Annotated in this window: 24 protein-coding genes, 1 pseudogene and 1 riboswitch; of the genes and pseudogenes, 5 read left to right on the top strand and 20 right to left on the bottom strand. The window is 72.3% G+C overall.

Going from position 1 to position 26,963, the window contains the following annotated elements; all coding sequences use genetic code 11:
- Positions 1-171: 171 nt before the first annotated feature.
- The 13 genes from ACWC97_RS30150 to ACWC97_RS30210 all read right to left on the bottom strand — a co-directional run bounded on the left by ACWC97_RS30150 (position 172) and on the right by ACWC97_RS30210 (position 13,409).
- Entirely contained in the window at positions 172-1,557 is a 1,386-nt protein-coding gene (locus ACWC97_RS30150; protein ID WP_352276964.1) for an NAD(P)/FAD-dependent oxidoreductase, read from the bottom strand.
- Positions 1,558-2,019: 462 nt separating this feature from the next.
- Positions 2,020-2,961 carry a Ppx/GppA phosphatase family protein gene (locus tag ACWC97_RS30155; RefSeq protein ID WP_450652716.1) on the bottom strand — a complete coding sequence of 314 codons (942 nt, stop codon included), beginning with the start codon at positions 2,959-2,961 and terminating at the stop codon, positions 2,020-2,022.
- Between the two features lie 71 nt (positions 2,962-3,032).
- The gene (locus tag ACWC97_RS30160) at positions 3,033-3,578 is read right to left on the bottom strand and encodes a DUF501 domain-containing protein (protein WP_352276961.1); all 546 of its coding nucleotides are present in this window, start codon (positions 3,576-3,578) and stop codon (positions 3,033-3,035) included.
- Positions 3,579-3,642: 64 nt separating this feature from the next.
- Positions 3,643-4,113, bottom strand: coding sequence for an FtsB family cell division protein (locus ACWC97_RS30165; protein ID WP_352276960.1), 471 nt, complete (start codon positions 4,111-4,113; stop codon positions 3,643-3,645).
- A 176-nt stretch (positions 4,114-4,289) separates the two neighbouring features.
- Positions 4,290-5,579: a phosphopyruvate hydratase gene (gene eno / locus ACWC97_RS30170; RefSeq protein ID WP_352276958.1), complete on the bottom strand. Its 1,290-nt coding sequence runs from the start codon at positions 5,577-5,579 to the stop codon at positions 4,290-4,292.
- Positions 5,580-5,911: 332 nt separating this feature from the next.
- Positions 5,912-6,676 (bottom strand): transglycosylase family protein, encoded by a 765-nt coding sequence (locus ACWC97_RS30175; RefSeq protein WP_450652719.1) that lies wholly within the window; start codon positions 6,674-6,676, stop codon positions 5,912-5,914.
- Between the two features lie 3 nt (positions 6,677-6,679).
- A riboswitch (cyclic di-AMP (ydaO/yuaA leader) is annotated at positions 6,680-6,853 on the bottom strand.
- 312 nt (positions 6,854-7,165) lie between these two features.
- The gene (locus tag ACWC97_RS30180; protein ID WP_450652721.1) at positions 7,166-8,134 is read right to left on the bottom strand and encodes a transglycosylase family protein; all 969 of its coding nucleotides are present in this window, start codon (positions 8,132-8,134) and stop codon (positions 7,166-7,168) included.
- A 102-nt stretch (positions 8,135-8,236) separates the two neighbouring features.
- Positions 8,237-9,598 carry a cytochrome P450 family protein gene (locus ACWC97_RS30185; RefSeq protein ID WP_450652723.1) on the bottom strand — a complete coding sequence of 454 codons (1,362 nt, stop codon included), beginning with the start codon at positions 9,596-9,598 and terminating at the stop codon, positions 8,237-8,239.
- Positions 9,595-10,602 (bottom strand): nucleoside triphosphate pyrophosphohydrolase, encoded by a 1,008-nt coding sequence (locus tag ACWC97_RS30190; protein WP_352276952.1) that lies wholly within the window; start codon positions 10,600-10,602, stop codon positions 9,595-9,597. Before ACWC97_RS30190 ends, ACWC97_RS30185 begins: the two co-directional genes overlap by 4 nt.
- Positions 10,603-10,645: 43 nt before the next feature.
- A complete protein-coding gene (locus tag ACWC97_RS30195; RefSeq protein WP_352276950.1) occupies positions 10,646-11,290 on the bottom strand; it encodes a SurA N-terminal domain-containing protein in 645 nt (214 codons plus the stop codon).
- A 203-nt stretch (positions 11,291-11,493) separates the two neighbouring features.
- Positions 11,494-11,931, bottom strand: coding sequence for a hypothetical protein (locus ACWC97_RS30200; RefSeq protein WP_352276948.1), 438 nt, complete (start codon positions 11,929-11,931; stop codon positions 11,494-11,496).
- A 114-nt stretch (positions 11,932-12,045) separates the two neighbouring features.
- Entirely contained in the window at positions 12,046-12,450 is a 405-nt protein-coding gene (locus ACWC97_RS30205; protein ID WP_352276947.1) for a GtrA family protein, read from the bottom strand.
- A complete protein-coding gene (locus ACWC97_RS30210) occupies positions 12,447-13,409 on the bottom strand; it encodes a glycosyltransferase family 2 protein (RefSeq protein WP_352276945.1) in 963 nt (320 codons plus the stop codon). The genes ACWC97_RS30205 and ACWC97_RS30210 overlap by 4 nt, the downstream gene beginning before the upstream one ends.
- A 123-nt stretch (positions 13,410-13,532) precedes the next feature.
- Here ACWC97_RS30210 and ACWC97_RS30215 point away from each other — a divergent pair, with 123 nt between their 5' ends.
- Both ACWC97_RS30215 and ACWC97_RS30220 read left to right on the top strand, forming a co-directional pair.
- Positions 13,533-16,103 carry a YfhO family protein gene (locus ACWC97_RS30215; RefSeq protein ID WP_450652726.1) on the top strand — a complete coding sequence of 857 codons (2,571 nt, stop codon included), beginning with the start codon at positions 13,533-13,535 and terminating at the stop codon, positions 16,101-16,103.
- A gap of 244 nt (positions 16,104-16,347) precedes the next feature.
- Positions 16,348-16,875 carry a DapH/DapD/GlmU-related protein gene (locus ACWC97_RS30220; RefSeq protein WP_450652745.1) on the top strand — a complete coding sequence of 176 codons (528 nt, stop codon included), beginning with the start codon at positions 16,348-16,350 and terminating at the stop codon, positions 16,873-16,875.
- A gap of 10 nt (positions 16,876-16,885) precedes the next feature.
- Here ACWC97_RS30220 and ACWC97_RS30225 read toward each other — a convergent pair whose 3' ends face one another.
- The 3 genes from ACWC97_RS30225 to ACWC97_RS30235 all read right to left on the bottom strand — a co-directional run bounded on the left by ACWC97_RS30225 (position 16,886) and on the right by ACWC97_RS30235 (position 21,344).
- A complete protein-coding gene (locus ACWC97_RS30225; protein ID WP_352276942.1) occupies positions 16,886-18,427 on the bottom strand; it encodes a serine/threonine-protein kinase in 1,542 nt (513 codons plus the stop codon).
- Entirely contained in the window at positions 18,424-19,056 is a 633-nt protein-coding gene (locus tag ACWC97_RS30230; RefSeq protein ID WP_450652728.1) for a hypothetical protein, read from the bottom strand. The genes ACWC97_RS30225 and ACWC97_RS30230 overlap by 4 nt, the downstream gene beginning before the upstream one ends.
- 197 nt (positions 19,057-19,253) lie before the next feature.
- Positions 19,254-21,344 carry an N-6 DNA methylase gene (locus ACWC97_RS30235; RefSeq protein ID WP_450652747.1) on the bottom strand — a complete coding sequence of 697 codons (2,091 nt, stop codon included), beginning with the start codon at positions 21,342-21,344 and terminating at the stop codon, positions 19,254-19,256.
- 330 nt (positions 21,345-21,674) lie between these two features.
- On the opposite strand from ACWC97_RS30235, the gene ACWC97_RS30240 reads away from it, so the two are divergent.
- Complete coding sequence (locus tag ACWC97_RS30240) at positions 21,675-22,544, top strand: DUF4190 domain-containing protein (RefSeq protein ID WP_352276940.1); 870 nt, start codon at positions 21,675-21,677, stop codon at positions 22,542-22,544.
- Between the two features lie 93 nt (positions 22,545-22,637).
- On the opposite strand, the gene ACWC97_RS30245 is transcribed toward ACWC97_RS30240, so the two are convergent.
- Together ACWC97_RS30245 and ACWC97_RS30250 are read right to left on the bottom strand one after the other, a co-directional pair.
- Positions 22,638-23,402, bottom strand: coding sequence for an HNH endonuclease family protein (locus ACWC97_RS30245; RefSeq protein WP_392278593.1), 765 nt, complete (start codon positions 23,400-23,402; stop codon positions 22,638-22,640).
- Positions 23,403-23,570: 168 nt separating this feature from the next.
- Positions 23,571-24,362 carry an SDR family NAD(P)-dependent oxidoreductase gene (locus ACWC97_RS30250; RefSeq protein WP_450652731.1) on the bottom strand — a complete coding sequence of 264 codons (792 nt, stop codon included), beginning with the start codon at positions 24,360-24,362 and terminating at the stop codon, positions 23,571-23,573.
- An 87-nt stretch (positions 24,363-24,449) separates the two neighbouring features.
- On the opposite strand from ACWC97_RS30250, the gene ACWC97_RS30255 reads away from it, so the two are divergent.
- On the top strand, positions 24,450-25,307 hold the full coding sequence (locus tag ACWC97_RS30255) for a helix-turn-helix transcriptional regulator (protein WP_450652733.1): 858 nt from the start codon (positions 24,450-24,452) through the stop codon (positions 25,305-25,307).
- 49 nt (positions 25,308-25,356) lie between these two features.
- Positions 25,357-25,971, top strand: coding sequence for a DinB family protein (locus ACWC97_RS30260; RefSeq protein ID WP_450652735.1), 615 nt, complete (start codon positions 25,357-25,359; stop codon positions 25,969-25,971).
- A gap of 44 nt (positions 25,972-26,015) precedes the next feature.
- On the opposite strand, the gene ACWC97_RS30265 is transcribed toward ACWC97_RS30260, so the two are convergent.
- The gene (locus ACWC97_RS30265) at positions 26,016-26,585 is read right to left on the bottom strand and encodes a hypothetical protein (RefSeq protein ID WP_450652737.1); all 570 of its coding nucleotides are present in this window, start codon (positions 26,583-26,585) and stop codon (positions 26,016-26,018) included.
- A 141-nt stretch (positions 26,586-26,726) separates the two neighbouring features.
- Positions 26,727-26,963, bottom strand: a pseudogene (locus ACWC97_RS30270) (hypothetical protein); the annotation flags it as partial.

Below are 26,963 nucleotides of genomic sequence, written 5' to 3' on the forward strand. Positions count from 1 at the left end.
AGGTCCGTACCCCTCAACACTCCACCGGTCGGCATCCGTCCCGCTACCACGCAACGGAACGGTAAAAAGCTGTACACCACATCCATCCGGATACGCCGAAGGGGCCGTCCGCACCACGGATGGCGGACGGCCCCTTCGGACGGGGCGCGGGCGAGTGGGCCCGCGGGCGGGCTAGGAGGCCTTGGCCTTCTCGCCCTCGGCCTTCGCGGCGGCCGGGGCCGGGGCCGGCTTGGCGGCCTCGTAGAACTCCTCGCGCGGCGTCTCCATGGCGCCGAGCGAGACGACCTCGCGCTTGAGGAACATGGCGAGGGTCCAGTCGGCGAAGATCCGGATCTTGCGGTTCCAGGTCGGCATCGCCAGACCGTGGTAGCCACGGTGCATGTACCAGGCGAGACGGCCCTTGAGCTTGATCTTCATCTTGCCCATGACGATCATCGCGACGCCCTTGTGCAGCCCCAGACCGGCGACCGCACCCTTGTTGGCGTGGCTGTACTCCTTCTGCGGGAAGCCCCGCATGCCGGAGATCACGTTGTCGCCGAGGACCTTGGCCTGCCGCAGCGCGTGCTGGGCGTTGGGCGGGCACCAGGCGTTCGGGTTGCCGGCGCGGCGGCCGATCATGTCCGGCACCTGGGCGTTGTCGCCCGCGGCCCAGATGTAGTCGGTGCCCTGCACCTGGAGCTTCTCGGAGGTGTCCACGTGGCCGCGCGGACCGAGCGGCAGGCCGAAGCGGGCCAGCGCCGGGTTCGGCTTCACACCGGCCGTCCACACGATGGTGTTGGAGTCGACCTCCAGCCCGTTCTTCAGGACGACGTGGCCGTCGACGCAGGAGTCCATGGAGGTCGAGAGGAAGACCTCGACGCCACGGGACTCCAGGTGCTCACGGCCCCAGGTGCCCAGCTTCGGGCCGACCTCGGGAAGGATCTTGTCGGCGGCGTCGACCAGGATGAAGCGCATGTCCTCGCGCTTCACGTTGGTGTAGTACTTGGCCGCGTCGCGGGCCATGTCCTCGACCTCGCCGATGGTCTCCGCACCGGCGAAGCCACCGCCCACGAAGACGAAGGTCAACGCCTTGCGGCGGACCTCCTCGTCGGTCGTGGAGTCGGCCTTGTCCAGCTGCTCCAGGACGTGGTTGCGCAGGCCGATGGCCTCCTCGATGCCCTTCATGCCGATGCCCTGCTCGGCGAGGCCGGGGATCGGGAAGGTACGGGAGACCGCGCCCATCGCGATGACCAGGTAGTCGAAGGGCAGCTCGTAGGCCTCGCCGACGAGCGGCGCGACCGTGGCGACCTTGCGGTCCTGATCAATGGTGGTGACGCGACCGGTGAGCACCTCGGCCTTCGGCAGGACGCGCCGCAGCGGGACGACGACATGCCGAGGGGAGATGCTGCCGGCGGCAGCTTCGGGAAGGAAGGGCTGGTAGGTCATGTACGAACGCGGGTCGACGACCGTGACGGTCGCCTCGCCGAAGCGCATCTTCTTGAGAATGCGTCGAGCTGCGTACAGGCCTACGTACCCACCGCCTACAACGAGGATCCTGGGACGCTCCGTGGTGCTCATGGCATCGAGTATCCACCCCTCTCCGGGGGTGGGTTAGTGCGCCCCTTCACAAGGTATGGCCGCCCCTCTGCTACACTGCGCCGCCCACGTGACCCAGGTCATGGCACCGCAGGGGAACCACGGGCCGGGCGCGAACGTTGTTGACCGCCTGTGAGCTGGCCCTTGGCCCCTTCCACCGGGTGGACCACGCCCCTCGACGCCCCCTTGGGGGACGCTCCGTAGCACGCCGTTCCGCGGGCGCGGCACCCCCGAGAGTGATTCCCGGGGCCCGCAAGAGGCCGAACGGCCCTTCCGTGGACCCAATTCCTTGTGAAGAAGTTCACGAACTTTGTCGCGCCACCTCCTTCGAACCACCGCCCACACCCCCTTCAGGGGCTCAAAGGTGCAGGCCAAGGCGCGCCCGAGCGGAGTGTTCGAAGGGGCGGAGGAACGGCCGGGGCGGGACCGTCGGGCGGTCCGGGGTTACGCGATCGACCAGGCGATGCCGTCGAGGATGTCGTGCTCGCTGACCACGACCTCGCGGGCCCCGGTGCGCCGCATCACGGCGAGCAGGATGAGCGCGCCGGAGACGATCACGTCGGCCCGGCCCGGGTGCATCGCGCCGAGGGCGGCCCGCTCGGCGTGGGTCGAGCCGAGCAGCCGGGCGGTGATCTCCTCGACCTGGTCGACGGAGATCCGGGAGTGGTGGATCGCCGACGAGTCGTACTCCTCCAGGCCCAGGGCGACGGCGGCGACCGTGGTGACCGTGCCGGCCAGGCCGACCAGGGTGGCCGCCCCGGTGAGCGGAACGCTCTGTGCCGCGAGGTCGAGGGCGGCCCCGATGTCGGCCCGGACCGCCTCGACCCGGTCGGGGGCCGGCGGGTCGGTCAGGACGCCGTCGCGGACCAGGTGCCGCTCGGTCATCCGTACGCAGCCGATGTCCACGGAGCGGGCGGCCCGCACCCGGTCGTCGCCGACGACGAACTCGGTGGAGCCGCCGCCGATGTCGACCACCAGGTACGGCGTCGGAAGGTGCTCCTGGCCCGCGAGTTCCCGGGTGGCGCCGGTGAAGGAGAACTCGGCCTCCTGGTCGCCGCTGATCACCTCGGGCTCGACGCCGAGGATGTCGACCACACCACGCACGAAGTCGTCCCGGTTCTCCGCGTCCCGGGAGGCGGAGGTGGCGACGAACCGGGGCTTGCCCGCCCCGTACTCCTCGATCACCGCCGCGTACCGGCGGCAGGCCGCGAACGTGCGCTCCAGCGCCTCGGGGGCCAGCCGGCCGGTGCGGTCGACGTCCTGGCCGAGGCGGACGATCTCCATCCGCCGGTCCAGCTCGACGAGTTCACCGGTGGACGGGTCCGCGTCGGCGACGAGCAGGCGGATGGAGTTGGTACCGCAGTCGATGGCGGCCACGCGGGTCATGGTGCTGCTCCTGGGGAGATCGGGCCCCTCCGGCGGACGGGGAGCGGGGTGGGGGCGCGGAGGAAGGGCCGTCAGCCCTCGTCCGGCGCGCCGTCCTGCGGGGCGCAGGGCGTGACGCACGGGCCCTTGCGCCACCATTCCGGCAGCATCGCGATCGCCTCGTCGCCCAGCGGGTTGACGCCCGGCCCAGCGGCCAGCGAGTGGCCGACCAGGACGTGCAGGCACTTCACCCGGTCCGGCATGCCGCCCGCGCTCGGGAAGCCCTCCAGCACCTCGATGGCGTCGCGCCGGGCGATGTAGTCCTCGTGGGCGGCCCGGTAGGCGGCGGCCAGCTCGGGGTCGGTGGCGAGGCGCTCGGTCATCTCCTTCATGACCCCGTTCGCCTCCAGCGTGCCGATGGCGGAGGCGGCGCGGGGGCACGTCAGGTAGTACGTCGTCGGGAACGGGGTGCCGTCCTCCAGCCGGGGCTGCGTCTCGACCACGTCCGGGTTGCCGCAGGGGCAGCGGTGCGCGATGGCGCGCAGGCCGCGCGGCGGGCGGCCCAGCTGCTGCTGGAACGCGGCGATGTCCGCCTCGGTGGGGGCGGTGGACTCGGTCTGGGGAGGAGGGGTTTCCATGCCTGCCTTGGTTCTGATCGGGTCTGCTCGAAATGCGGTACTACGGGGACGGGCGGCGGGAAGGTCAGCCGCGGTCGGCGCTGTCGACGCCGTCCCACAGGTTGGAGTGCCAGGGCCGGCCGGAGCCGTCCGCCCGGCCCTGGCGTTCCTTGACCGCGTCGGGGTCGACGACCGTGTAGCCGGTCTCCCCCGGAAGAAGGTAATGCAGATGCGTACGGGCCAGCCGCCTGATGTAGGCGTCGTCCTGGAGCCGCGCCTTCTCGTCGCGCAGCTCCTCGGTGCGTTCCTTGGCCTTCTGCGCGAGGCGCCGCTGGTCGGCGATCTCGTCCTGCTGCGAGACGTAACTGCGCATCGGATACGCGAGCACGACCACCAGGGAGCAGACGACGAGCGCCAGGAAGGCCGCCCGGCCGGTGAGCCGCGAGCGGCGGGCCTGACGGCGGTTCTGCGAACGGTAGACGCGGGCGGCGGTCTGCTCGCCGAGCAGTCGCAGCCGGGTCGCGGTGGAGAACCGGTCCCGGTCCTTCGCGGCCATCTCTCCGCCTCCCCATTACGCACGTCCGTCCCCGCACACGGTACGGGACCGAGTGCGGGGACGGACGGAGGCCGGGGCCGTTCGCGGCGCGCACTGCTCCGCGCGAGGCGTTTCCGCTGCTCCGCGGGGCGGCTGTGCCTGCAGGCGGTGCCTCCTGGTCCGCGGAGCGGCTGTGCCTACTGGTCCGCGGAGCGGAACCGGGGGAAGGCGGAGCGGCCGGCGTACACCGCCGCGTCGTCGAGGATCTCCTCGATGCGCAGCAGCTGGTTGTACTTGGCGACGCGGTCCGAGCGGGCCGGGGCGCCGGTCTTGATCTGGCCGCAGTTCACGGCGACGGCGAGGTCGGCGATGGTGACGTCCTCGGTCTCGCCGGAGCGGTGCGACATCATGCACTTGAAGCCGTTGCGCTGGGCCAGCTCGACGGCGTCCAGCGTCTCGGTCAGCGAACCGATCTGGTTGACCTTGACGAGCAGGGCGTTGGCGGAGCCCTCCTCGATGCCGCGGGCCAGGCGCTCCGGGTTGGTGACGAAGAGGTCGTCGCCGACGATCTGCACCTTGGCGCCGAGCCTGTCGGTGATGACCTTCCAGCCGGCCCAGTCGTCCTCGAACAGCGGGTCCTCGATGGAGACCAGCGGGTACGCGGAGACGAGCTCCTCGTAGTACTCGGTCATCTCGGCGGCCGAGCGGGACTTGCCCTCGAACTCGTACGTGCCGTCCTTGTAGAACTCGGACGCGGCGACGTCGAGCGCGAGCGCGATGTCCTTGCCCGGGACGTAACCGGCCTCCTTGATGGCCTCGACGATGAGGTCGAGGGCGGCGCGGTTGGACTCCAGGTTCGGCGCGAAGCCGCCCTCGTCGCCGAGGCCGGTGGACAGGCCCTTGGTCTTCAGGACCTTCTTCAGCGTGTGGTAGACCTCGGCGCCCCAGCGCAGGGCCTCGGAGAAGGACTCCGCGCCGATCGGGGCGATCATGAACTCCTGGATGTCCACGTTGGAGTCGGCGTGCGAGCCGCCGTTCAGGATGTTCATCATCGGAACGGGCAGCAGGTGCGCGTTCGGGCCGCCCAGGTAGCGGAAGAGCGGCAGGTCGGATGCCTCGGAGGCGGCGTGGGCGACGGCCAGCGAGACGCCGAGGATGGCGTTGGCGCCGAGCGAGCCCTTGTTCTCCGTGGCGTCCAGGTCGAACATCGCCTGGTCGATCAGGCGCTGCTCGGTGGCGTCGTAGCCGACGAGCTCCGGGCCGATCTGCTCGATCACGGCGAGGACGGCCTTCTCGACGCCCTTGCCCTGGTAGCGGTTGGGGTCGCCGTCACGGAGCTCGATGGCCTCGAACTGACCGGTGGAGGCGCCGGACGGAACGGCAGCACGGCCCGTGCTGCCGTCGTCGAGGCCGACCTCGACCTCGACCGTGGGGTTTCCGCGGGAGTCGAGGATTTCCCGGGCTACGACGACGTCGATGGACGGCACGTGGCATCTCCTTCTGGGATATGACGCTGTTGGTGCAGGGTCGCTTTGGCCTTGCGACAAGAGCCTAACCGGCCCGGCCCGCCCGCCCCCACGACCGCCCGACCCCTGGGACGAAAAACGACCCGAGAGACCTCATTGCCGGGCATACCGGCCAAAATTTACCGGTCGGTAACTACAACAGTTGAACGCATCCCCGCTCCCCCGAGCAGAGGGAGCGGCGAAGACGGCGGAGCGGGTGGGGGGACGGCGTCGCCCCGGTCCGGTGCGCACGGGGGGATGCGCGCCGGACCGGGGCGGTCTGGAGGAGAGAGCCCGCGCCGCGGGGTCCCGTGCTACTTCGTCAGGTGCAGCTGCTGACCCGGGTAGATCAGGTCGGCGTCCTCGACGATGTCCTTGTTCAGCTCGAACAGCCGCTGCCAGCCGCCCTTGACGCCGTGCTCGGCGGCGATCGCGCTCAGCGAGTCGCCCTCGACGACCTTGTACTCGCCGTCACCCTTCTTGACCTTCTCGCCGGTCGGGGTGGTGACGGTCTTCTTCGACTCGGCGCTCGGGGCCTGGCCACGGTCCGAACGGGAAGCGGCGGGGGCCTCGGTGCGCTCGGCCGGCTTCGGCTGCGCCTGCTTCTTCGGGGCGGTGCTCTGCTGCTCGGAGGCGCCGGAGCCGGCGGTCGAGTTGGCGGAGGAGTTCGAGGACGAACCGGTGTCGACGCCCGGGTCGACACCGTCGTTGGTCAGGTTGCCGGCGCCGGCGCAGGCCCAGGCACCCGGGCCCTGGAGGGCGAGGAGGCGCTCGGCGGTGGCGATCTGCTGGGCCTTGGTGGCCAGGTCGGCGCGCGGGGCGTACTGGGTACCGCCGGCGGCGGCCCAGCTCGACTGCGAGAACTGCAGGCCGCCGTAGTAGCCGTTGCCGGTGTTGATGGACCAGTTGCCACCGGACTCGCACTGGGCGACGGCGTCCCAGGTGGCGACGGAGGCGGCGGAGGCGTTGGTGGCGCCCATCAGCGGCACGGCGACGGCGGCACCCGCGACACCGGCGAGCGTGACGATGCGGACGGCCTTGGACGGGCGGCGGCGCTTGCCCTTGCTGGAAAGCAGCATGGAACTTCTCCTCACCGACGCCTACGAGGTGAGCTGTCGGGTTCGGGCCGAGTGAGTTGCCCGGTCGCACGTCCTAGCACGCGACTTCACCCCAAGCCTGATCCGATACGTCGTCCCGACGTCCGGACCCGGCGGCTTACCTGGGTCCCCCGCTCCTGCCTACGGCGCTGTACGCGTCTGTTTTCCCTTCGACCGACGGCAGGATTCGGCGTGACGGTCGACGGGGCCCGCGGTGCGAGCGATTCCGACCGTAAACATACGCAAGCCCTACATTCAAAGATGGACACATCAGACAATCAGCCCGTACTTGCATCTGAAGAATTGCCGTTTCCGCAGGTGGGAGCGGGGTGAGCGAGCCTCCGGATCGCGACACGCCGGAAGACGCAAAGAGACCCATGTCTCACTTACGCATAAGTGGACATAGGTCCCTAAACTGCCCCGGTTTCTGAGGCGTTTTTAGGCGGTTTCCGGACCGCCGACCGGCCGCCCCTACTCGGCCTTCACACCGAGATCGAGGCTCTGACCGGGGAGGATGAGGTCCGGGTCGGAGCCGATGACGTCCTTGTTCGCCTCGTAGAGCGCGGGCCAGCCGCCGGGGACCTTCTGTGCATCAGCAATCGCCCAGAGGTTGTCCCCCGACCGGACGGAGTACGTGCCGTCGGCGGCCTGCCCGGCCGTGTCGCGCGCGTCGCCGCCGCGCGAGGCGTGCCGGCCGGACTCGCGGTGGCCGCCGTCCGCGCCACGGCTCTCGTCGGCGGCCGGGGCGCCGCGGTGGCGGCCGTTCGTGCCGCTGGAGGACTCGGGCGAGGCGGAGCCGTCCTGCGCGGGCTTCGACGGCGCGCCGGTGGAACCGGACGGGGTGGCCGAGGGCGAGGTCTCCGCGGACGGCGTCTTCGACGACTTCCCGTTCGACTCGCCCTTGCGCTTGCCGGAATCGCCGGACGGGCTGTCCGCCGAGCCGTCGGAGCCGTCCACCGCGTCCGCGCCCTCCCAGGCGGTGTGGGGCGGCGTGACGATGTCCGACGCGTCGTCCTGCTCGCCCCCGGAGGGAGTGGCGCCGGGGTCGACGCCGGGCAGCGAGGCGTCCGTCGCCAGACCGGAGATGACGGCGCAGCTCGGCCACGCCTTCGGCCCCTGGTCCGCCAGGACCTTCTCGGCCACCGCGATCTGCTGCGCCCGGCTGGCGAGGTCGGCGCGGTCCGCGTAGGTCTCGCCGCCGTACGCCTTCCAGACCTCCGGCGAGATCTGGAGGCCGCCGTAGGAGCCGTTGCCGAAGTCGGCGCTCCACGCACCGCCGCTCTCGCACTCGGCCACCCGGTCCCAGGTCGTGGCGTCGGCCGCGGACGCGCCCGACGCGCCGAGCAGCGGAATGGCGATGGCCGATCCGGTCACGCCCGCTGCGACGACGATGGCCGGTGCCTGCCGGGGGCGACGGTGCCTGCCGTTCGCGGATCCCATGGAATTGCCTTCCGTGTGACTGACGTCTGACTAGGTCGAACGGTGAACCTAGCCGCACTCGAACGCGCGTCACAAGTCGATGCAGCGCGGATCACGCGAAAGTCACAGAGTTGACGTTGCGTCAGCTGCAGGTGCGGTGCGTTCCGGTGTGAACTGGACCGGGAGCGTGCGGAGTCCGCGCATGATGAGCCCGCCACGCCACCGCAAATCGGTAGGTTCCACCGCGAGTCGCAGGTCCGGGAGACGGTTCAGCAGGGTGGCGAGCGCGGTCCGTCCCTCCAGCCGGGCGAGCGGTGCGCCGAGGCAGTAGTGGATGCCGTGCCCGTATCCGAGGTGCTGATTGTCACGTCGGGCGAGATCGAGCGTGTCGGGGTCCGGGAAGCGGTCCGGGTCGCGGTCGGCGGCCGCGAGGACCACGAGCACCGGATCCCCGGCCTCGATGGACTCCCCGCCGAGCGTCAGCGGTTCGGTGGCGAACCGCCAGGTGGCCAGCTCCACCGGGCCGTCGTAGCGGAGCAGCTCCTCGATGCCGGTCTCCAGCAGCTCCTCCTCCCCCGCTTCGAGGGAGCGTTGCAGCCGTTCGCGTTCCCCGGGGTTGCGAAGCAGGGCATACACCCCGTTTCCGATCAGATTGACCGTGGTCTCGAAGCCGGCGAAGAGCAGGATGAAGGCCATGGCGGCGGCTTCGTTCTCGGTGAGGTGCTCGCCGTGGTCGCTGGCCCGGATCAGCCCCGAGATCAGGTCGTCGCCGGGCTCCTCGCGCTTGCGGTGGATGAGTTCGGCGAGGTAGCCGCGCATCTTCTTCACCGACCGGGCGACCCCGCCGCGCGGACCGCCGCCGTGGCGGATCATCATGCCCGCCCAGTCCCGGAAGTCGTCCTGGTCCTCGGGCGGTACGCCGAGCAGGTCGCAGATGGCGTAGATGGGGAGCGGGAAGGCCAGGTCGTGGATGAGGTCGGCCTCGCCGCTCCCGGCGAAGCGGTCGATGAGCCGGTCCGTCAGCTCCTGGACGCGCGGGGCGAACTCGGCGACCCGGCGCGGGGTGAACGCCTTGGAGACGAGGCGGCGCAGCCGGGTGTGGTCGGGCGGGTCGATGTTCAGCAGATGCGTCATCAGCTCCGCCTTGCGCTCGCCGGGGATGCCGGTCTTCCCCTTGGCGTGCGCGGGTTCGGCGTGGTGGGCCGGGTTCTTGGAGAGCCGGGAGTCGGCGAGGGCCTGCCGGGCGTCCTCGTACCGGGTCACCAGCCACGCCTCGACGCCGCTGGGCAGCTCGGTGCGGTGTACGGGGCTGTGCTCGCGCAGCCAGGCGTACGCCGGGTACGGGTCGGTGGCGAACTCCCAGGTGAAGAGTGCGGGCGCCCCGGCGGCCGCCGGGCACGTGGCGGGCGGGTCCGCGGGGAGCGTGGCGGACGGGTCGTCCGTGGAGGGCGTGGCGGGGTGGTCGTCGGCGGGGCTGTGGTTCACCCTTCGACGTTATCCGCTGCCTTTCGGTCCTCGCCGTGGCCCTCCGCCGCCCTGATGGCGTCCCGGTAGGCGCGACCCGCGGCGCGGAGGGCGGCCTCGGGGTCGGCACCGTCCCGTTCGGCCCGGACGGCGAGGGCGAGGAGCTCGTAGCCGATGCCCTCGCCGGCGGGAAGCGGCACGTCGAGACCGGCGGTGCGGACCCGGCTCGCCAGCTTGGCCGCGAGCGCCAGGCCGGGCTGGCCGACCGGGACGCCGTCGGTGACCGAGTCGCGCCGCTTCTCCTCCGCCTTGGTGCGCAGCCAGTGGGCGTGGACGTCCTCGGGGGTCTCGGCGGTCTCGTCGCCGAAGACGTGCGGGTGGCGGTGGATCAGTTTCTCGATGAGCCCGGCGGCCACGTCGTCGATGGAGAACGGCTCCGCGCCGTCCTCGGGGCGGCCCTCCTCGGCGATCCTGGCGTGGAAGACGACCTGGAGGAGGACGTCGCCCAGCTCCTCCCGGAGCTCGTCCCGGTCGCCGTCCTCGATCGCCTCGACCAGCTCGTACGCCTCCTCGATCGCGTACTTGGCGAGGCCCTCGTGGGTCTTCCGCGAGGTCCACGGGCACGCGACCCTGATCCGGTCCATGATCTGGACCAGGTCGAGGAGCCGGGCGCCGGGCAGGTCGTACGAGCCGGGCAGCAGCTCCAGGTCCGGCATCCGTGTCCGTCCCGATCCGGCGAGCCGGGCCAGCCCGTCGGTGAGCGCGGGATCGCCCTCGCCGCCCGCGAGGACGACGACGCTCCGGCCGCCCGCGCAGGCGTCGACCAGCTCCGGCGCGGTGGGCGCGGCGTGCTCGACGGTGACGCCCGCCTCGCGCAGGTACGGAAGCTGCGGGTGGTCGGGGTCGGCGCAGAGGACCCGGTCGGCGCCGTGCAGGGCCTGCCAGGCGGGCCAGGACAGCAGTCCGGGGGCGACGCGGTGGCTGGCGGTGAGCAGGACGATGCGGCCGGGGTCTTCAGCGTTCACCGTTCGAATCTACCTCTGTCGCCGCCGCCCGTTCCGCCGCAGGTCAGGCCCCGGCTCCGGCCGGCTTGGTGACCTGGGTGATCCAGGGGGCCCGGTAGGTGGCGAGCTGGGCCTGCTTGCTGTCCCAGGTGCCGTAGCGCGGGTTGACGTCGACCCGGAGCGCCTTGGACGCCTTGCCGAGCGCCTCGCTCACGGCCTGCTGGCCGGCGGGCTGCTGGAGGTCGACGCCGAGGGCGGCGGCCAGCTTCGTGAGCTGGACCTGCTCGCGCAGCACGGTGTCGATCTGGTCGGGGGCGACCCAGCTCTGCTGGAGCATCATCGTGCGCAGCCCCGTCGCCCCGCCGGTCTGGGCCTCGGCGACCTTGCGCATCTGCTGGATCTCGGTACGTTCGACGGTCACGCCCGCGTCCTCGGCGGCCCGGTCCAGGACCCGGTCGAAGATCATGCTGTGCAGCTTGGCCCGGCCGAGCTGCCCGGACTTGTCGACGAGCTGGGTGGCGTCCTTCGTCTCGTTCTGCGCCGCGCGCACGGCGGCCACCTGGCCCTGGAGCGCGGAGACCTCGATCCGTTCCCCGCCGACGACGGCCGCGGCCCCCGGATGGGTCTCGCCGCCGCAGGCGGCGAGGGCGGGTACGCCGACGAGCAGGGCGGCGGAGACGGTGAGCGCGGTGCGACGGCGGCGGTGCAAAGGAACCTCCCGGGGAGACTTTGTGCATCAGTGCACAAGACCTTGCGGTGATCGATGTTAGGCAGTGGACGTGGCTGGGGCCACTGATTCGACCAACGATTCGGAAGGAGTTGGGGATGTGGGGCGCCGGCGACGCGGATCGGCCGGCCGCCTCGACGGCTGTCGACGGCTCCCGGCGGCCGCCGGTCCGGGCCGCGCGGTCCCTACGCCGCGGCCTGCGGGATCTGCCCGGCCACCACGTCCAGGCCGCCGGCGCCGAACCGCTGGAAGAAGATGCGCAGGGCGCTCTGCGCGGACTCGTCGATCATGACGAACGAGTGCTTCAGCAGGCCGCGCTTGACCTCGGTCCGCTTGAGGTCCGCGAGGAGGTACGTGGCCAGGTGCCGGTCCGGCTTCGCGAAGGTCGGGTTGGCGACGAACAGGAACAGCCGCTCCCCCGTGGTCGCGAGGTAGATGGGCTGCGGGGCCGCCGCAGCCACCATCGTCCCCCCGCTGAGCACCGCCGCGGCGATCCCCATCGCGATGTTCTTCTTGACCGAGACCTCGCTCAGGTTCACCAGCGAGGTCGACACCACCTGCTCACCGGGGGCCAGCATCGGCGTGACGGCGGCCACCAGCGCCCGGCTTCTTCTCTTGTTCATCACAACACCTCTGGGTCGGATCGGCCGGATCGGCCGGTTCGACCGAAATGCAGCACGACGTGTCAATGCATCGCGACACTTTGCCACATCAGATCCCGGTCCCCGCCGTCCGTCTCAGCCGACGTGTTCGCGCTCCACCGCCGGTGGCGCGTCGGGGCGCAGCATGATCGTCCGGGAGACGAGGAAGGTGATCGGGACGGCCGCCGCGGCGGCGATCAGCGGCGCGTACCGGCTGCCGAGGCCGGCGACGTCGACCAGCAGGTAGACGCCGCCCGTGGTGATGGCGAAGTTGGCGGCGTTGGTCAGCGGGAAGAGCAGGAACTTCCGCCAGGTGGGGCGGGTCCGGTAGGTGAACCGGCAGTTCAGGAAGAAGGAGCCGGTCATGCTCAGCGCGAAGGCGAGCACATGGGCGGCGATGTACGGCAGCCGGGTCAGCAACGCGAGGTAGCAGCCGTAGTACGTGCCCGTGTTCACGACCCCCACCAGGGCGAACCGGGCCAACTGGGCGGTGACCGTCATCGGCGTACGGACTCCCGGGCCTCGCGGACGGCCGACGGGGTCTCCGTGTTCGTGGCCTTGACCAGGTAGTGCGGGCGCCGCTTCACCTCGTAGTAGATGCGGCCGACGTACTCCCCGACCACCCCGAGCATCACCATCTGGACCCCGGCGAGCGCGATGACCACGACGAGCGTGGTGACGTAGCCGGGGGTGTCCACGCCCCGCACCAGGGCGACGCCGACGATCCACGCCGCGTACGCGAGGGCCACCGACAGCAGCAGCATCCCCAGGTAGAGCGCGGCGCGCAGCGGCTTGTTGTTGAAGGACAGCAGCCCGTCGAGTCCGTAGTTGAGGAGCTTGCCGAAGGTCCAGGCGGAGCTGCCCTGCTCCCGTACGGCGTTCTCGTAGCCGAAGGTCTTCGTGCGGAAGCCGACCCAGGCGAAGAGGCCCTTGGAGAACCGGTTGTACTCGGTGAGCCGCAGCACGGCGTCGACGGTGCGGCGGGACAGCAGCCGGAAGTCGCCGACGCCGTCGACGAGTTCCACGTCGACCAGGCGGTTGATCAGCCAGTAGTAGGCGCGGGCGGTGACGGTGCGGGTGACCCGGTCGCCCTTGCGGGTCCGGCGGGCGATCACCTGGTCGTGGCCCTGCTCGTACTCCTCCAGCATCCGGCCGACCAGTTCGGGCGGGTGCTGGAGGTCGGCGTCCATGATGACGACGGCATCGCCCTCGGCGTGCTGGAGACCGGCCAGCATCGCGGCCTCCTTGCCGAAGTTGCGGCTGAAGGAGACGTAGCGGACGCGGGGGTCGGCGGCGGCCAGCTCCTGGAGGATCATCAGCGTCCGGTCGGCGCTGCCGTCGTCCACGAAGACCAGCTGGAAGTCGTGTCCGAGCCCGGCCATTTCGTCCGTGACGCGGTCATGGAAGCGTTCGAGGATCTCTTCCTCGTTGTAGCAGGGCACCACCAGAGAGATCAGCACAGACGTACATCAACCGGGCCAGGTGTCGGCATCCGATGCAGCACATGACCGGCGCACGTCCATTGCGTGAACTGGTGCGTGGCACAAGGGATTTGCGTGTTCGAGGCTGACATATTCCTGCCCATGCCCGTGCCCTTGTCCACGTCCCGGACCGCTTCCGCCCCCACCGCGTCCGCCGCGTCCGCCGCCGCCCCGCCGCTGGTGGACCGCGCCCGCCCGCGCGCGGGCGCGCTCGCCGCGCTGCTCACCGTCGTCGCGGTCTGCGCGGGCGACGCCGTGTCGCGGAGCTTCCCGTTCGGCCCGTACACGCGGAGCGTCAACGACCTGGGCAACCAGTTCGTCCCGTTCCACGCCCGGCTCTGGGACCTGCTGCACGGGCGGGCCGACGGGGGGCTGCTGCTCAACTGGTCGTCGGGGTTCGGGACGAGCTTCCTGCCGGATCTCGGTACGTATCTGGGCAGCCCGTTCGCCCTGCTCGTCGGGGTCTTCCCGAGGGACCGGATCGATCTCGCGGTCTATGCGGTGACGGTCCTGAAGATGGCGTCGGCGGCGGCGCTGATGGCGGTGTTCCTGCTGACGCTGCGCGGCGGGCGCTGGTGGGTCGCCGGGGTGCTGGGCGGTTCGTACGCGCTGTGCGGCTGGTCGGTCGCGGAGGCGGCGTACAACCCGATGTGGCTGGACGGGCTGGTCGCGCTGCCGCTGCTCTGCCTGGCCGCCGAGTGGGCCCGGACCGGGCGGCACCGGGTCGCCGCGCCACTGCTGGTCGCGCTGGCGTGGGTGGCCAACTTCTACACGGCGTACATGGCGACGCTCGGCGCGGCGCTGGTGCTGGCGGTCCGGCTCTTCACCGAGCGGGACGACCGGCGGGCGGTGGCCCGCGCGCTGGGGCGGGCGGTGCGCACGGTCGGGGTGGGGATCGGGCTGTCGGCCCCGGTCCTGCTCCCCGTCTACCTGGGCACCAAGCACGCCTACCCGGGCTGGGACCGCCCGTTCGCGCCCGCCTCCTGGACCGATGTGCTGGCCCGGCTGCTGCCCGCCACGTACAGCTTCTTCACCCCGGCCCTCTACCTCGGCACGGGCACCCTGCTGCTGGCCGGTGCGCTGGCCTTCCAGCGGTCGGCGCCGGGGCGGGAGCGGTGGGCGTGGGCGGGGCTGGTGGCCGGGGTCGCGCTGTCGATGCAGTGGGAGCCCACCCATCTGCTCTGGCACGCCTTCGCCACGCCCAACGGCAGCCCGTACCGGCAGACCTTCGTGCTGGCCGGGCTGGTGGTGACCGCCGCGTGGATCTCGGTCTCGTACGGCCCGCCGGGGCGGCGGGCGCTGGCCGGCGGGGCGGCGGTGCTGGTGCTGCTGGCGGCGGGGGCGGGGTTCAGCGGACTGGTCTCGGGGTGGACGTATCCGCTGTTCGCGCTCGGCCTGGGGGCGGCGGTCCTCGCCCTGCTGCTGGTGGGGCGGGGCGGGCGGTACGCGGCGCTGGCGGCCGTGCTGCTGATCGGCGCCCAGGCCGGGCAGGCCGCGGCGGCCACCGCGTACTTCGACCGGCAGCGGCTGAACCGGCTCGACGACTACGCGCCCTGGGGCGAGCGGCAGAGCACCCAGCGGGCCGTGGTCGAGGGCGCCGACGACTGGCCGCGCTTCCGGACGGACCCGGGCCGGGAGCAGACCACCGCGAACGACCCGCTGCTGGTGGGCGGGGAGGGCGGCGCCTACTACAGCAGCCACACGCCGGACGTGCTGACCCGCACGATGCGGGCGCTCGGCGGCGGGTGGACGTCGAACGGACGGGCGGTGCAGAGCCTGGACAACCCGGTCACGGACGCGGTGTTCTCCGTCGGCGCCCGGGTACGCGGTCCGCGCGACCCGCATCAGGGCGCCGGTCGCACGGGCCTGGGCGCCCCGGCCGACCGGCCGGTGACGGCGGGGCGGGCGGCGGCCCCGCCGCTGGTGACGGTGCGTCCGTCCGGCTCGGGCGGCCCGGTGGCGTACGGGCGCTCGGCGTTCCGGAACCAGGAACTGCTGCTGGGCTCACGGGTCTACACGGTCCCGCCGACGGTGCTGCGCGCGGCGTCGGAGGGTACGGCCACGGTGACGGACCGGGGCGCGCACGACTACCGGGTGCGGCGCGGCGCGTACACGCTGACCGCCGCCTGCCCGGCAGGCTCCGAGGCGTATCTGTGGACGCCCGACCTGTTCGGCCGGGCCCGGCTCGGCGGCGGCCGGGACGTCGAGTTCAAGGGCCAGCTGCCGGCCCGGCGGGCCGCGATGCAGCACCTGGGCCGGGTCGGCCCGGACGGGCACGTACGGATCGCGCTGGCCCCGGTGCGCCCCGGGACCGTGCCGCACCGGGCGGTCGGCTGCCTGGACCGGGCCCGGCTGGCCTCGGCCGTCGACGGGCTGCGGGCCACCGGCGCGACCGCCGTCCACGTCACCGCCGACGGCGTACGGGCCGAACTCCCGCCCGGCACCACGGGAACGGTGGTGCTCGCCGCCCCCCGGATCGCGGGCTGGCGCTGCCAGGGCCGCCCCGCCGACACCTACCTGGGCCTGGTCGCCACCCCGGCCCCGGCCGACGGCACAGCGGTGGAGTGCGCCTTCCACCCCCCGGGTCTGCGGGCGGGCGCCCTGGCCGGCGCGGCGGCGCTGGCCTTCCTGATCGCGGGGGGCCTGGTGTCGGCGTACCGGCGGCGGTCCTGAAGCGGGTTGCCGGTTCCGGATGCGCCGCGGGTCGTGGGTCCGGGGCCACGGGTGCCGGACCCCGCTGCCGACGAGGGTGGCCGGCGAGGCCGAGTCGGTCAGCGCGGCCATCAGTGCCTCTCTCCATACCCATGCCGCCACCCCCTCCACAACTCCTGGTTGTTTCCAGTGTGATTCCGGGTTGTTTGATCGGATGTCCGCACAGTGGTGGGATCAGCGCATGTCTACTCGCACAGAGCAGGTCATGCATGTCCAGACGCCTGAGTTCGCGCGATTCGCGGAGCGGATCATGGAGGTGACCGATGCGACGTCCCGGCTGAACGTGCTTCCCTTCAGCGACAGCGAAGGGCGCGCGGAACTACTGTCCGTTGTGTTCGGCGGCCCACTGCCGGAGTCGGTGGTGATCTACCCGCCGTTCTTCACCGAGTACGGGCTGGACACGACGTTCGGGGAGAACGTCTTCGTCAACCAGGGATGCACCTTCATGGACAAGGGAAGCATCCGCATCGGCAGCGGCGTCATGATCGCCCCGAAGGTCAGCCTCATCACCGGAGGCCATCCGCTGCCCCTGGCCGAGCGCCGTCAGTACCTTTCCTTCGCCCCGATCGTCATCGAGGACGACGTCTGGATCGGGACGTCCGCCGTGATCACGCAGGGGGTGACCATCGGCGCCGGTGCGGTGGTCGCCGCCGGTGCGGTGGTCACGCGTGATGTCCCCGCCGGCACGATGGTCGCGGGAGTGCCCGCCCGGGTGGTCAAGGAGATCGGCTGAGTCCGGCCGGTCAGCCGCCGTGGACCTCGGCCTGGCGGTCGAGGCGGCGGCGCAACTCCGCCGGGAGCGGGTGCTGGGGGCCGTAGGCGCGCTCGGCGTCGTAGAGCAGGGCCTGGAGCTGGACGCGGGCGGTGACGTGGTCGCCGAGGGCGAGCAGCAGGTGGGCGACGCGGTTGCGGATCTCGAACCAGCGGGCCGGGTCGCCGCCCCGGGCGGGCTCGTCGTAGTACGGCAGGATCGCGCGGTACTCGGCGAGCGCGGCGGCCGGTTCGCCGAGCTGTTCCAGGCACTGGGCGGCGTCGTGGCGGAAGTGGAGTGCCTGCGGGTCGGCCGGGCCCGCCTCGGCCGCCCGGTCGTCGGCGAGCCGGCGCAGCTCGGGCAGGGCGCGGCGGTACTGCCCGTCGTCCATCAGCGTCGCCGCGTACTGCTTGCGCAGGATGCGGACGACGGTGGAGTTCTCGCCGTGCTGTTCGGCGGCGGCCGGGAGGATCGAGCCGAGGATGTCCACCGCCTGGGTGATCCGGCCCTCGCCGAGCAGTTTCTTCACGTCGTCGACGGCGGCGGCCACATCGGGCCGGGCGGCTGCGGCGGCGGGGGCGGGCGGGGCCTGCGGCTGCGGGGGTACGCGGGTGGCGCGGTCGGGCCAGGGGGCGTGCGGGCGCAGGAAGGGGCGGGTCGGGTCGAGCGGCCCGGCGGCGGGTGCGGTGCCCGGGGCGGGGAGCAGTGGGGCGAGGTGTTCGTACACCTCCTGGGCGCCGGACGGGCGGTGCTGGGGGTCCTTGGCGAGGAGCCGCAGCACCAGCGCTTCGAGCGGTTCGGGGATGTCGGGTCTGATCCGGCGGACCGGGACGGGCGGTTCGTAGAGGTGGCGGTGGAGGACGCCGAGGGCGGTGGCCCCACCGAACGGCACGTCCCCGCTGAGCAGTTCGTGCAGGAGCACGCCGAGGGCGTAGAGGTCGGTGTACGGGCCGACGGCGCCGCCCATCGCCTGCTCGGGGGCCATGTACGCCGGGGAGCCGATGGGTGAGCCGGTGTGGGTGAGGCGGGTGGTGTCGTTGTCCATGACGGAGGCGACGCCCAGGTCGAGGACGGTCAGGGTGCCGTCCGGGCGGACCATCACGTTGCGGGGCTTGAGGTCGCGGTGGACGATCGGCACGGCGTGCACGGCGCACAGGACGGAGCAGAGCTGGGCGGCGACCGCGACGGACCACTGCCAGGGGTACGGGTCGTGCTCGGCGAGGTGGTCGGCGAGGTCGGCACCCTCGACGTGCTGCATGACGAGGTAGAGGTCGTCGCCGTCGCTGCCCGCGTCGTGGACGGTGACGAGGCCGGGGTGGTCGACCCGGGCGGTGACCCGGCACTCGCGGACGAAGCGGCGGCGCAGGTCCTCGGCGGCCCCGCTGTCGACGCCGGCGACCCGATCGGGGCGGAGCAGTTTCACCGCGACGCGGCGGTCCAGGCGCTGGTCGTAGGCGGTCCAGACCTGCCCCATGCCGCCCTGGCCGAGGACGGTGGCCAGCTCGTAACGGCCGCCGATGATCCGGCCGCTCATCTGTCCTCCGCCTTGCGGAGGTAGTCGCTCAGCTCGTCGAGCTCGGCGCGGACCTGCTCGATGCGTTGGGGCTGTTGCTGCGGCTGGGGCTGTTGTTGGTGCGGCTGGGGCTGGGGCTGCTGTTGGTACGGCTGTTGCTGGTACGGGTGCTGAGGCGGCTGCGGAATGTGCTGTCGCTGCGGCGGCGGGAAGGCGGCCGGGGCGGGAGCAGGGGCGGACGCGGGGAGCACCGGGACCGTCTGCACGTAGGCGTATCCGGGCGAGGGGTGCTGTGTCTTGGTCAGCCGGTCGTAATGGCGGATGTCCCCGACCAGGTAGTACGCGATCGAACCGGCCATCACGAGCAGCAGCAGGGGGATGAGCACGTTGTCGATGCCGGTCGGCTCCTCGCTGCCGTCCCGGCCGAGGATCGGCAGGAGCACGCAGACGAAGACGAACCCGGCCCCGGTCAGCCACCAGTCGACGGCCCGGCGGCGCACGATCGCGAGGCGGAGCAGCGGGGTCCACAGCAGCAGCCCGATCGAGCCCACCGTCAGCACGGGGAAGAGCACGCGCATGGAGACGATCCAGGCCCGGCCGGGAACCCGGCGCGGCGGCGTCGGCGTCGGCGGTGGGACCGGGGCGTACATGGCTGCTCCTGGAGTACCTGGTCGGTGAGTTCCGTGTGCACGCTCCGCGTGTACGGAACCGAGCGTAAAGGGCGACCACGACAACCGGCCCGGGGTTGTACGGGTCGGCTGTGTTCCGCCTCACCCGTGGCCGCGTCGCGTCCGTCGCGTCCGCCCTGTCCGTCGCACCCGCGTCGTTGGCCGCGTGGTGTCCGTCGTCAGTCCGGTGTGACCGTTCCGTCGGTCAGCCCGTCGTACATGCCCTGGACGAGCTGTCCGCCGAGCCGGCCGGTCAGCCGGAGGGCGTCCTCGAACTCCGCCAGGGCGCGGAACCGCCGCCCGTACCGCTGTTGCTCGGCGAGCGGCAGCCGGGGCAGTTGGAGGCGGCGGGCGTCCAGCCGGGTGGCGGTGGAGGCGTAGCTGCTGGCCTGGCGGTTGTTGGCGGTGGAGCGCAGGAATCCGGCCAGGAACCAGGGGTCCAGGGCGGCCGGGTCGGGGCGCAGGAGTTGGAGGTTGCGGCCGAGCGCGGCGCCCGCGGTGGCCTCGTCGACGACCCGGGTGGCGGCGCCGCCGCCGAGTACGGGGACGACGACGTCGCCCGCCTCGACGAACACCGGCTCCTCGGGGGGCCCGTCCGTGGGGAGGCTGCCCGAGGGGGCGGTGGCCCCGAGGACGTCGTGTTCGGTGAGGACGGGGGCGGTGCCGGTGCCGGTGCCGCCGGTGCGGAGCTGGAGGGCCCCGGCGCGGGCGAGTTCGCCGACGGTGGTGAGCGGCCAGTGGACGGGGGCGTGGAGGGCGGCGGGGGGTGGGGTGAGGGCGGTGGTGAGGCCGAGCGTCTCGGTGAGCCGTTCCCGTACGCGGGTCAGTTCGGCCGGGCCGCCCGCACCGGCGGGTGGCAGGTGGCGGGCGGGGGCGAGGTCCACGTCGTCGTCGAGGAGTTCGATGACGGGGACGGCGCGGCTGACGCCGGGGCGGTCCGCGGCCGGGGCCCCGCCGCCCGCGCCCTCCCCCGCGAAGGCCCGCCAGGCGTCGAGCACGGCGCCGTGCACCGCAGGCCAGTCGAGCCGGTCGCGTCCGCCGGCCGGGGCGGTGGGCGCGGGGCCCGTCGTGGCCGGTTCGGCGGGTTCGGCGGTGTCGACGACGAGCAGTTCGGGCGAGGGGTGCGAGCCGCCGTCGGGCTTGCGCAGCACCCAGAGGTGGAGCGGGATGCCGTACGGGGGCGCGGCCCCGGCCGGGAGCGCGACGACCGCGCGGAGGGCGCCGCGGCGGAGCAGGTCGGCGCGGATCCGGCGGCCGGAGCGGCGCGAGGCGGCGGCCGGGGGCATCAGGAGGACAGCGGCGCCCCCCGGGCGGAGCCGGGCCAGGGCGTGCTGGACCCAGGCCAGTTCGGATTCGGTACGGGCCGGGAAGCCGTACTCCCAGCGCGGGTCGTAGGCGAGTTCGTCGTGGCCCCAGTTGCGTTCGTTGAACGGCGGGTGGCAGAGGACGACGTCGGCGGCGAGCTGCGGGAAGGCGTCGGCGCGCAGGGTGTCGCCGGTCCGCGCGGCGACGGTGCGGGTGCGGGCCTCCTCCGCGTGGAGGGCGAGCCGGAGGGCGGTGAGCGCGGCGAGGTCGGGGTCGGCCTCCTGCGCGTACAGGGCGGCCGGGCCGTCGACGGCCCGCAGCAGGGCACCGGTGCCCGCGGCCGGGTCGAGGACCGTACGTGCTCCCTCCCCGCCCCGCGCTCCGGCCAGGGCGGCCATCAGCTCGGCGAGTCCGGGCGGGGTGAGCGTGTACTGGCGCGGGTTGGCGTCCAGTTGGCGGCCGAGCAGGAACTCGAAGGTCTCCGGAACGCCGGTGCCCCCGGCGAGTTCGGCGGCGGCGCGGAGCAGCGGGACGGACGGGAGCAGTTCGGCGCGGCCGGGGGTGTGCACCGCCCTGCCGGGGTCCGCCGCCGGGCCGAACCGCTCGCCGAGCAGCTTGTCGAGGGCGAGGGCGAGCACCCCGGCCATCCGCTCGTCCGGGACGGCGGCGCACTCCCGCCAGGCGCGGGGGTTGGCTCGCAGGAACAGCAGGGCGCAGCCGGTGTGGACCAGGGCGGGGACGGCTCCGGCCGGGTGTCCGGCGAGCTGCTGCCAGACCCGCTCGCGCAGTGGGACCTCGGCGAGTTTCCCCTGGTCACGGAGCCACTGCTCGACCTCGGCGAGGGAGAACGCCGGGCTCGTCTCGGTGCCGCCGACGGGTTTGGGGAAGTCGGCGTGCCGGCGGCGCCAGTTGCTGACGGCGGCGCGCCCGACGCCCGCGAGCCGGGCGATCCCGGCCGCGGTCACCTCGGCCACGCCCGCGCCCGTCCCCGCGTCCGTCGCCTTCTCCGTCACCTTCCCGGTCTTCTCCGCCTTCTCCGTCTTCTTCTCCGGCACTGGCTGTCTCCCTGGTCCTGGCGCGCGCCCCGGTCGTGGCTTGTCGGCGAGCATACCGACCCGGTTCACACGCTATCGATTCACAGCGTGCACCACCCCATCCTCCGTGAATCATGTTGACTCGGTTCACGGCCTCTGTTGTTATTGACCCATCGCTGCACGAGCGATGCGCGAGAGCGCCGCACGTGCCGCCCGCCATCCGTTTCCGCTCATTTCCGCTCTTTTGCCGGAGGCACAGCCATGTCCCAGTCCACGCAGCCGCCGCAGTCCCCGCAGCAGCAGCCCCAGCAGCCGTACGCACCCGCCCAGGCGCCGGGGACGCACCCGGCACGCAACGGACTGGGGGTCACCGCGCTCGTCCTGGGGATCATCGGCGCTGTCTCCGGCCTGATCCCGTTCCTGTTCTGGCTGGCCGGCCTGCTGGGCCTCGTCGCCCTGATCCTGGGGCTGGCGGGGCGGGGCCGGGTGAAGCGCGGCGAGGCCACGAACAAGGGGGTGACCACCTTCGGCGCGGCGCTCGGCGGGGTCTCCCTGGTGCTCGCGGTGGTGGGCGCGGTGATCACGTTCATGGTGGTCAACGACGCCGTGAAGGACCTCGACAAGGCGGTGTCGGACACCACGGCCTCCGCGAAGCCGAAGCCCGGCGGCGACACGGGCGCGAAGGGCGACGGCAAGAAGGACGACGCCGAGAAGGGGGAGGGAGAGGACAAGGACGCTTCCAAGCCCCTGGAGGCCGGTGACTCGGCCGTGTACGACGACGACCTGACGGTCACGGTCGGCGACGCCACCTCCTACGCCCCGGGCAGCTACGCCGTCGGGCACACCAAGGGCAAGAAGGCGTACCGGATCGCCGTCGTCATCGAGAACGCCGGCAAGGAGAAGTTCGACTCCACGCTGGTCAACGTCACGGCGCGGGCCGGCAAGGACGGCGTGGAGGCCGAGCAGATCTTCGACGACAAGGTGGGCGCGGGCTTCGACGGCACGATCCTGCCCGGCAAGAAGGTCACGGTCCAGTTCGCCTTCGACGCCCCGGTGGACGCCAAGGAGTTGAACGTCGAGGTCAACCCCGGCTTCACGTACGACGCCACGCAGTGGGACCTGAAGCTCTGACGCCCGCGGCGGACCGGCCCCGCGAAGGGGCCGCCCGCCGCGACTCGTGGGCCCGGCCGGCCGGACGGCCCGCCCGGCCCGCGCCCGTCCGGCTCAGCCGCCGCACTGCTCCAGCATCGCCGTCTTGTCGGCCGTGGTGACCGGCAGCCCGTACTTGAGGGCCACCTGCGCGAACCGCACCGCGTAGGAGCAGCGGATCGGCTCGTACGGCGGCAGCCAGGAGCCGGGGCCGTAGTCGCGCTTGGCGTTGTTGGCCGGCCCGTCGACCGGGATGAGGTTGAGCGGGTCGTTGGCGATCTGCTGGCGCTTGGCGTCGCCCCAACGCGAGGCGCCCATCTGCCAGTCGTACGAGAGCGGCATCACGTGGTCGATCTGGATCCTGGTGGGCCGCTCCTTGCTCCACTCGATGGTCGAGCCGGTGTACGGGTCCTTGAGGGTCATCGACACGACCACGCAGTCGGAACCCGACCGGAGCTCGACCTTCTTGCCGTCCCGGGCGAGGAGGTCGTTGCGGGTGTCGCAGCCGTTGCGGGCGAGCGGTATCCCGTCGATCGAGTCCTTCCAGGCGTAGCCGAACTTCTCCCGGGCGTACCCGTTCCTCGTCCCGCGCCTCTTGGTCGTCACCTGCTCGATGACCTTCCGCCCGGCCGCCCGGTCCGCCTCGGAGGTGAGCGGCGCGAGGCCCGGCTTCGTACCGTCCGGGTTCTCCAGCGGGCTCGCCCCGAAGCCGCTGACGGTGCGTTCGCTGCCGCTTCCTCCCTTGGGGGGCAGGGTCTCGACGTCGCAGCCGGTCAGGGCCAGCACCGCCGTCACGCAGAGGGCGGGCAGGGCCACTTGGTACACACGGGGAACAGACACGCGGAGCCGTCCTGACGGAGAGAAAGCCGAACCACCGAATCGTACGTATGTCTCTCCTGCGCACAGGTGTCCGCAACCGTGCCGCTCCCCGATGCGGCCGGAATCACATCCTCCGCCCGCTGTTCAGTGCTTTGCCCCGACGACCCGCCCTCTGACGTCCCGTCCGGATCAGGACCGCATGCCGCCGTCGACGCGCAGGACGGTGCCGGTGACGTAGGAGGCGCGGTCGCTGAGCAGCCAGGCGGCGGCCTCGGCTATCTCGTTCGGGTCGGCGGCCCGGCCCAGCGGTGTCTGGGAGTTGAGCTGTTCGATGATGCCGGGAGAGTCCGCCTCCCACTCGTGGACCATCTCGGTGAGCGTGGTGCCGGGCGCGATGGCGTTGACCCGGATGCCCTCCGGGCCGTACGTGACGGCGGCCGAGGCGGTGAGGCTGTTGACCGCGCGCTTCGCGGCACCGTAGGCGGGCAGCCACGGGTTGCCCATCAGGCTGCCGACGCTGGAGGTGTTGACGATCGCCCCGGTCCCGGCGGTGGCCCGGATGGCGGCGATCTCGGCGCTCATGGCGAGCCACGGCCCCTTGAAGTCGACCGCGCACACCCGGTCGAAGTCGGCCTCCGTCAGCTGGTCCATCGGGCCGGGCGGCTGGGCGGTCGCCGCGTTGTTGAAGGCGACGTCGAGGCGGCCGTACACCTCCACGGCCCGGTCGACGGCCGCTTGGATGCTCGCGGGATCGGCCAGGTCGCACAGCACGTACTCGGCGGTGCCGCCCGCCTCCCGGATCTCCTCGGTCACCGTCGCCAGCTGGGCCCGGGTACGGGACGCGAGGAGCACCCGGGCCCCTTCCCGGGCGAACAGCCGGGCCGCGGCGGCGCCGATGCCCCGGCCCGCTCCGGTGACGAGGGCGACCTTGCCGGGGAGCAGCCCCGGGCCTGTGGTGGACGTGATCAATGTGTCGGTCATGGGAACGAGCCTGCGCCGGACCGCGCCGCTCATCCAGGCACCGGCGGTACCTGGATGAATCGGACGGGGTCCGCGCACACTGGAGGGGTGGACAGACGAGAACTGGCAGGCTTCCTGCGCAGCAGGCGCGAACGGATCACCCCCGCCGAGGTGGGGCTCCCGGCCGGGCCGCGCCGCCGCACACCGGGGCTGCGGCGCGAGGAGGTGGCGCAGCTCGCGTTCATCTCGACGGAGTACTACACGCGCCTGGAGCAGGCCCGGGCCCCGCATCCCTCCCGCGAGGTGCTGGCCCAGATCGCCCGCGCCCTGCGCCTCTCGGACGCCGAGCGCGACCACATGCACCACCTCGCCGGTACTCCGCCGGGCCCCCTGCCCGGCCCGTCCAGGGAGGTCCGGCAGAGCATCGTCGACCTGCTGGACCGGCTCCCGGAGGCCGCGGCGCTCGTCCTGTCCGCCACGTACGAGGTGATCGCCTGGAACGGTCTGGCCGCGGCCCTGATGGAGGACTTCTCCGCCCTGTCGCGCCGCGACCGCAACCTCGTCCGGCGCGTCTTCCTCGGGCCGCACCGGCACGGCCGGCCGCTGTACGGCGTCTCGGACGCGGACGAGTTCGTCCGGACCTCTGCCCAGCACCTGCGCGCGGCGGCGGCCCGCTACCCGGACGACCCGGAGGTGGCCGGTCTGGTCCGGGAACTGCTCGCCGGGAGCGAGGAGTTCGCCCGGATCTGGGCGGGCCACGACGTGACCGCCCGCCCCACTCTCTGCAAGACCTTCCACCACCCGCTCGTCGGCCCCGTCTCCGTCAACTGCGACGTCCTGGACATCGCCGACCGGGACCAGCGGGTCGTCATCTACACCGCCGCCCCCGGCTCCCCCTCCGAGGAGGCGCTGCGGCTGCTGTCGGTCGTCGGCACCCAGCGCCTGGACGTCCCCTCGGACGTGTGACGAGTTCTTCCCGGCGCCGTTGTCAGTGGCGGGTGCGAGACTGCCCGGCATGACCGAACCGAGTGGGCCGAGTGAACCGAGTCCGAAGGCGGACCTTCTCCAGTACCTCCAGCAGGGCCGCGACGCGCTGGTGTGGAAGCTCGACGGGCTCTCCGAGTACGACGCGCGGCGCCCGTTGACTCCTACGGGTACGAATCTGCTCGGGCTGCTCAAGCATCTCGCCGGGGTGGAGCTGGGTTACTTCGGCGACACGTTCGGTCGGCCGTTCTTCACCGGGGAGCCGCCGTCCTGGTGGTACACGCGGGACGCGGAGCCCAACGCGGACATGTGGGCGACGGCGGACGAGTCCCGCGAGGACATCATCGGGCTGTACCGCAGCGCCTGGGCGCACACCGACGCCACGGTCGAGGCGTTCGACCTCGACGCGACCGGGCGCGTCCCGTGGTGGCCCGAGGAGCGCGCCGAGGCGACGCTGCACCACCTCCTGCTCCGCGTCATCTCCGACACCCAGCGCCATGCCGGTCACGCCGATGTGGTGCGGGAGCTCATCGACGGGGCCACCGGCTACACCCTGGCCCAGGACAGCCTGCCGACCGATGACGCCGCCTGGTGGGAGCGTCATCGGGCCCGACTGGAGCAGGTGGCCCGGGAGGCCGACGGCTGACCGGAGCCCCCCGCCCCTCTCTGTCCTGTGGTGTCCGCCCGGGGTCAGAGGGGCGCCGTCTCGACCCTGCCCGTGAACCGGCCGCCCACGCGATCGGCGAGCCAGTGGGCGCGGGCGGTCTGGTCGCCGTTCCGGTCCCGGACGTGTACGTGGACGGTGTGGTCCGGCGACGGCTCGTCCTGGTAGAGGTCCCTGGAGTTGACCGTCAGCGTGAGGTACGCGTACTTCTGCGAGATCGCCTCCAGGCCCGCTTCGGGAACCGCCGGCCACGACTCCAGATCCCACCGGACAGCGGCGGAATCCGGTCCCAGGGCGGCGACGAAGGGTTCGGCCCGGTCCAGCGGACGCCCCCAGTCGGACACGCGGATCGGCAGGTGGTCCGCAGCGTCCTCACCGGTCTCCGACGAGCCGTGCTCCTTGCCCGCCAGGGCCCACCATTCGAGGCCGGGCAGTACGCGGCGTACGCGCGCCAGGGTGTCCCGGGAGCTGATCACGGCTTCGAAGTCGACCTCTGCCCGGCTGGCGTCCGCCACACCCAGCAGGACACGGACCGCCCGCATCGCTTCGGACAGATCGGTGGTGGTGAGGATGGCGGACGCCGCGGAGTTGCTCATCCTGGAACCGTAACGGGCATCCGCATGTGCCAGGGCGGAGTAAGGGCCCGGGTGCGGGCACGGACGACGGCATAGCGGCTGCCTCCTCCGGCGGGTGCTCGCGAAAGTATGTGACACATCGGGGGGTGAGTGTCACGTTGTTCAACTGGGGTGGGCGGAGAGGGTGTACGTCACGTCCGTGTCCGGGACGACGACGAGGAGCGGGCTGCCACCCCTGAGATGCGCCTGCGCCTCGCGCTGACCCTTGCGGTCCGCGTACCACTCACGCAGCTCGGCCGGGCGATTCGGCCGGGCACCGGCCGGCCGGTGCGGCCGCAGGTGCTGCACCCACGCCTTCCCCTCCAGATCCAGACGCGGACCGTCCTCGGGATCACTGTC

The organism is Streptomyces sp. NPDC001108, from assembly GCF_053598535.1.

Coding starts and splice junctions, on each gene's coding strand:
- ACWC97_RS30150 (WP_352276964.1), bottom strand. CDS start 1,557: ATGAGCACCACGGAGCGTCCCAGGATCCTCGTTGTAGGCGGTGGGTAC.
- ACWC97_RS30155 (WP_450652716.1), bottom strand. CDS start 2,961: ATGACCCGCGTGGCCGCCATCGACTGCGGTACCAACTCCATCCGCCTG.
- ACWC97_RS30160 (WP_352276961.1), bottom strand. CDS start 3,578: ATGGAAACCCCTCCTCCCCAGACCGAGTCCACCGCCCCCACCGAGGCG.
- ACWC97_RS30165 (WP_352276960.1), bottom strand. CDS start 4,113: ATGGCCGCGAAGGACCGGGACCGGTTCTCCACCGCGACCCGGCTGCGA.
- ACWC97_RS30175 (WP_450652719.1), bottom strand. CDS start 6,676: ATGCTGCTTTCCAGCAAGGGCAAGCGCCGCCGCCCGTCCAAGGCCGTC.
- ACWC97_RS30180 (WP_450652721.1), bottom strand. CDS start 8,134: ATGGGATCCGCGAACGGCAGGCACCGTCGCCCCCGGCAGGCACCGGCC.
- ACWC97_RS30200 (WP_352276948.1), bottom strand. CDS start 11,931: ATGAACAAGAGAAGAAGCCGGGCGCTGGTGGCCGCCGTCACGCCGATG.
- ACWC97_RS30205 (WP_352276947.1), bottom strand. CDS start 12,450: ATGACGGTCACCGCCCAGTTGGCCCGGTTCGCCCTGGTGGGGGTCGTG.
- ACWC97_RS30215 (WP_450652726.1), top strand. CDS start 13,533: ATGCCCGTGCCCTTGTCCACGTCCCGGACCGCTTCCGCCCCCACCGCG.
- ACWC97_RS30220 (WP_450652745.1), top strand. CDS start 16,348: ATGCATGTCCAGACGCCTGAGTTCGCGCGATTCGCGGAGCGGATCATG.
- ACWC97_RS30225 (WP_352276942.1), bottom strand. CDS start 18,427: ATGAGCGGCCGGATCATCGGCGGCCGTTACGAGCTGGCCACCGTCCTC.
- ACWC97_RS30230 (WP_450652728.1), bottom strand. CDS start 19,056: ATGTACGCCCCGGTCCCACCGCCGACGCCGACGCCGCCGCGCCGGGTT.
- ACWC97_RS30240 (WP_352276940.1), top strand. CDS start 21,675: ATGTCCCAGTCCACGCAGCCGCCGCAGTCCCCGCAGCAGCAGCCCCAG.
- ACWC97_RS30250 (WP_450652731.1), bottom strand. CDS start 24,362: ATGACCGACACATTGATCACGTCCACCACAGGCCCGGGGCTGCTCCCC.
- ACWC97_RS30260 (WP_450652735.1), top strand. CDS start 25,357: ATGACCGAACCGAGTGGGCCGAGTGAACCGAGTCCGAAGGCGGACCTT.
- ACWC97_RS30265 (WP_450652737.1), bottom strand. CDS start 26,585: ATGAGCAACTCCGCGGCGTCCGCCATCCTCACCACCACCGATCTGTCC.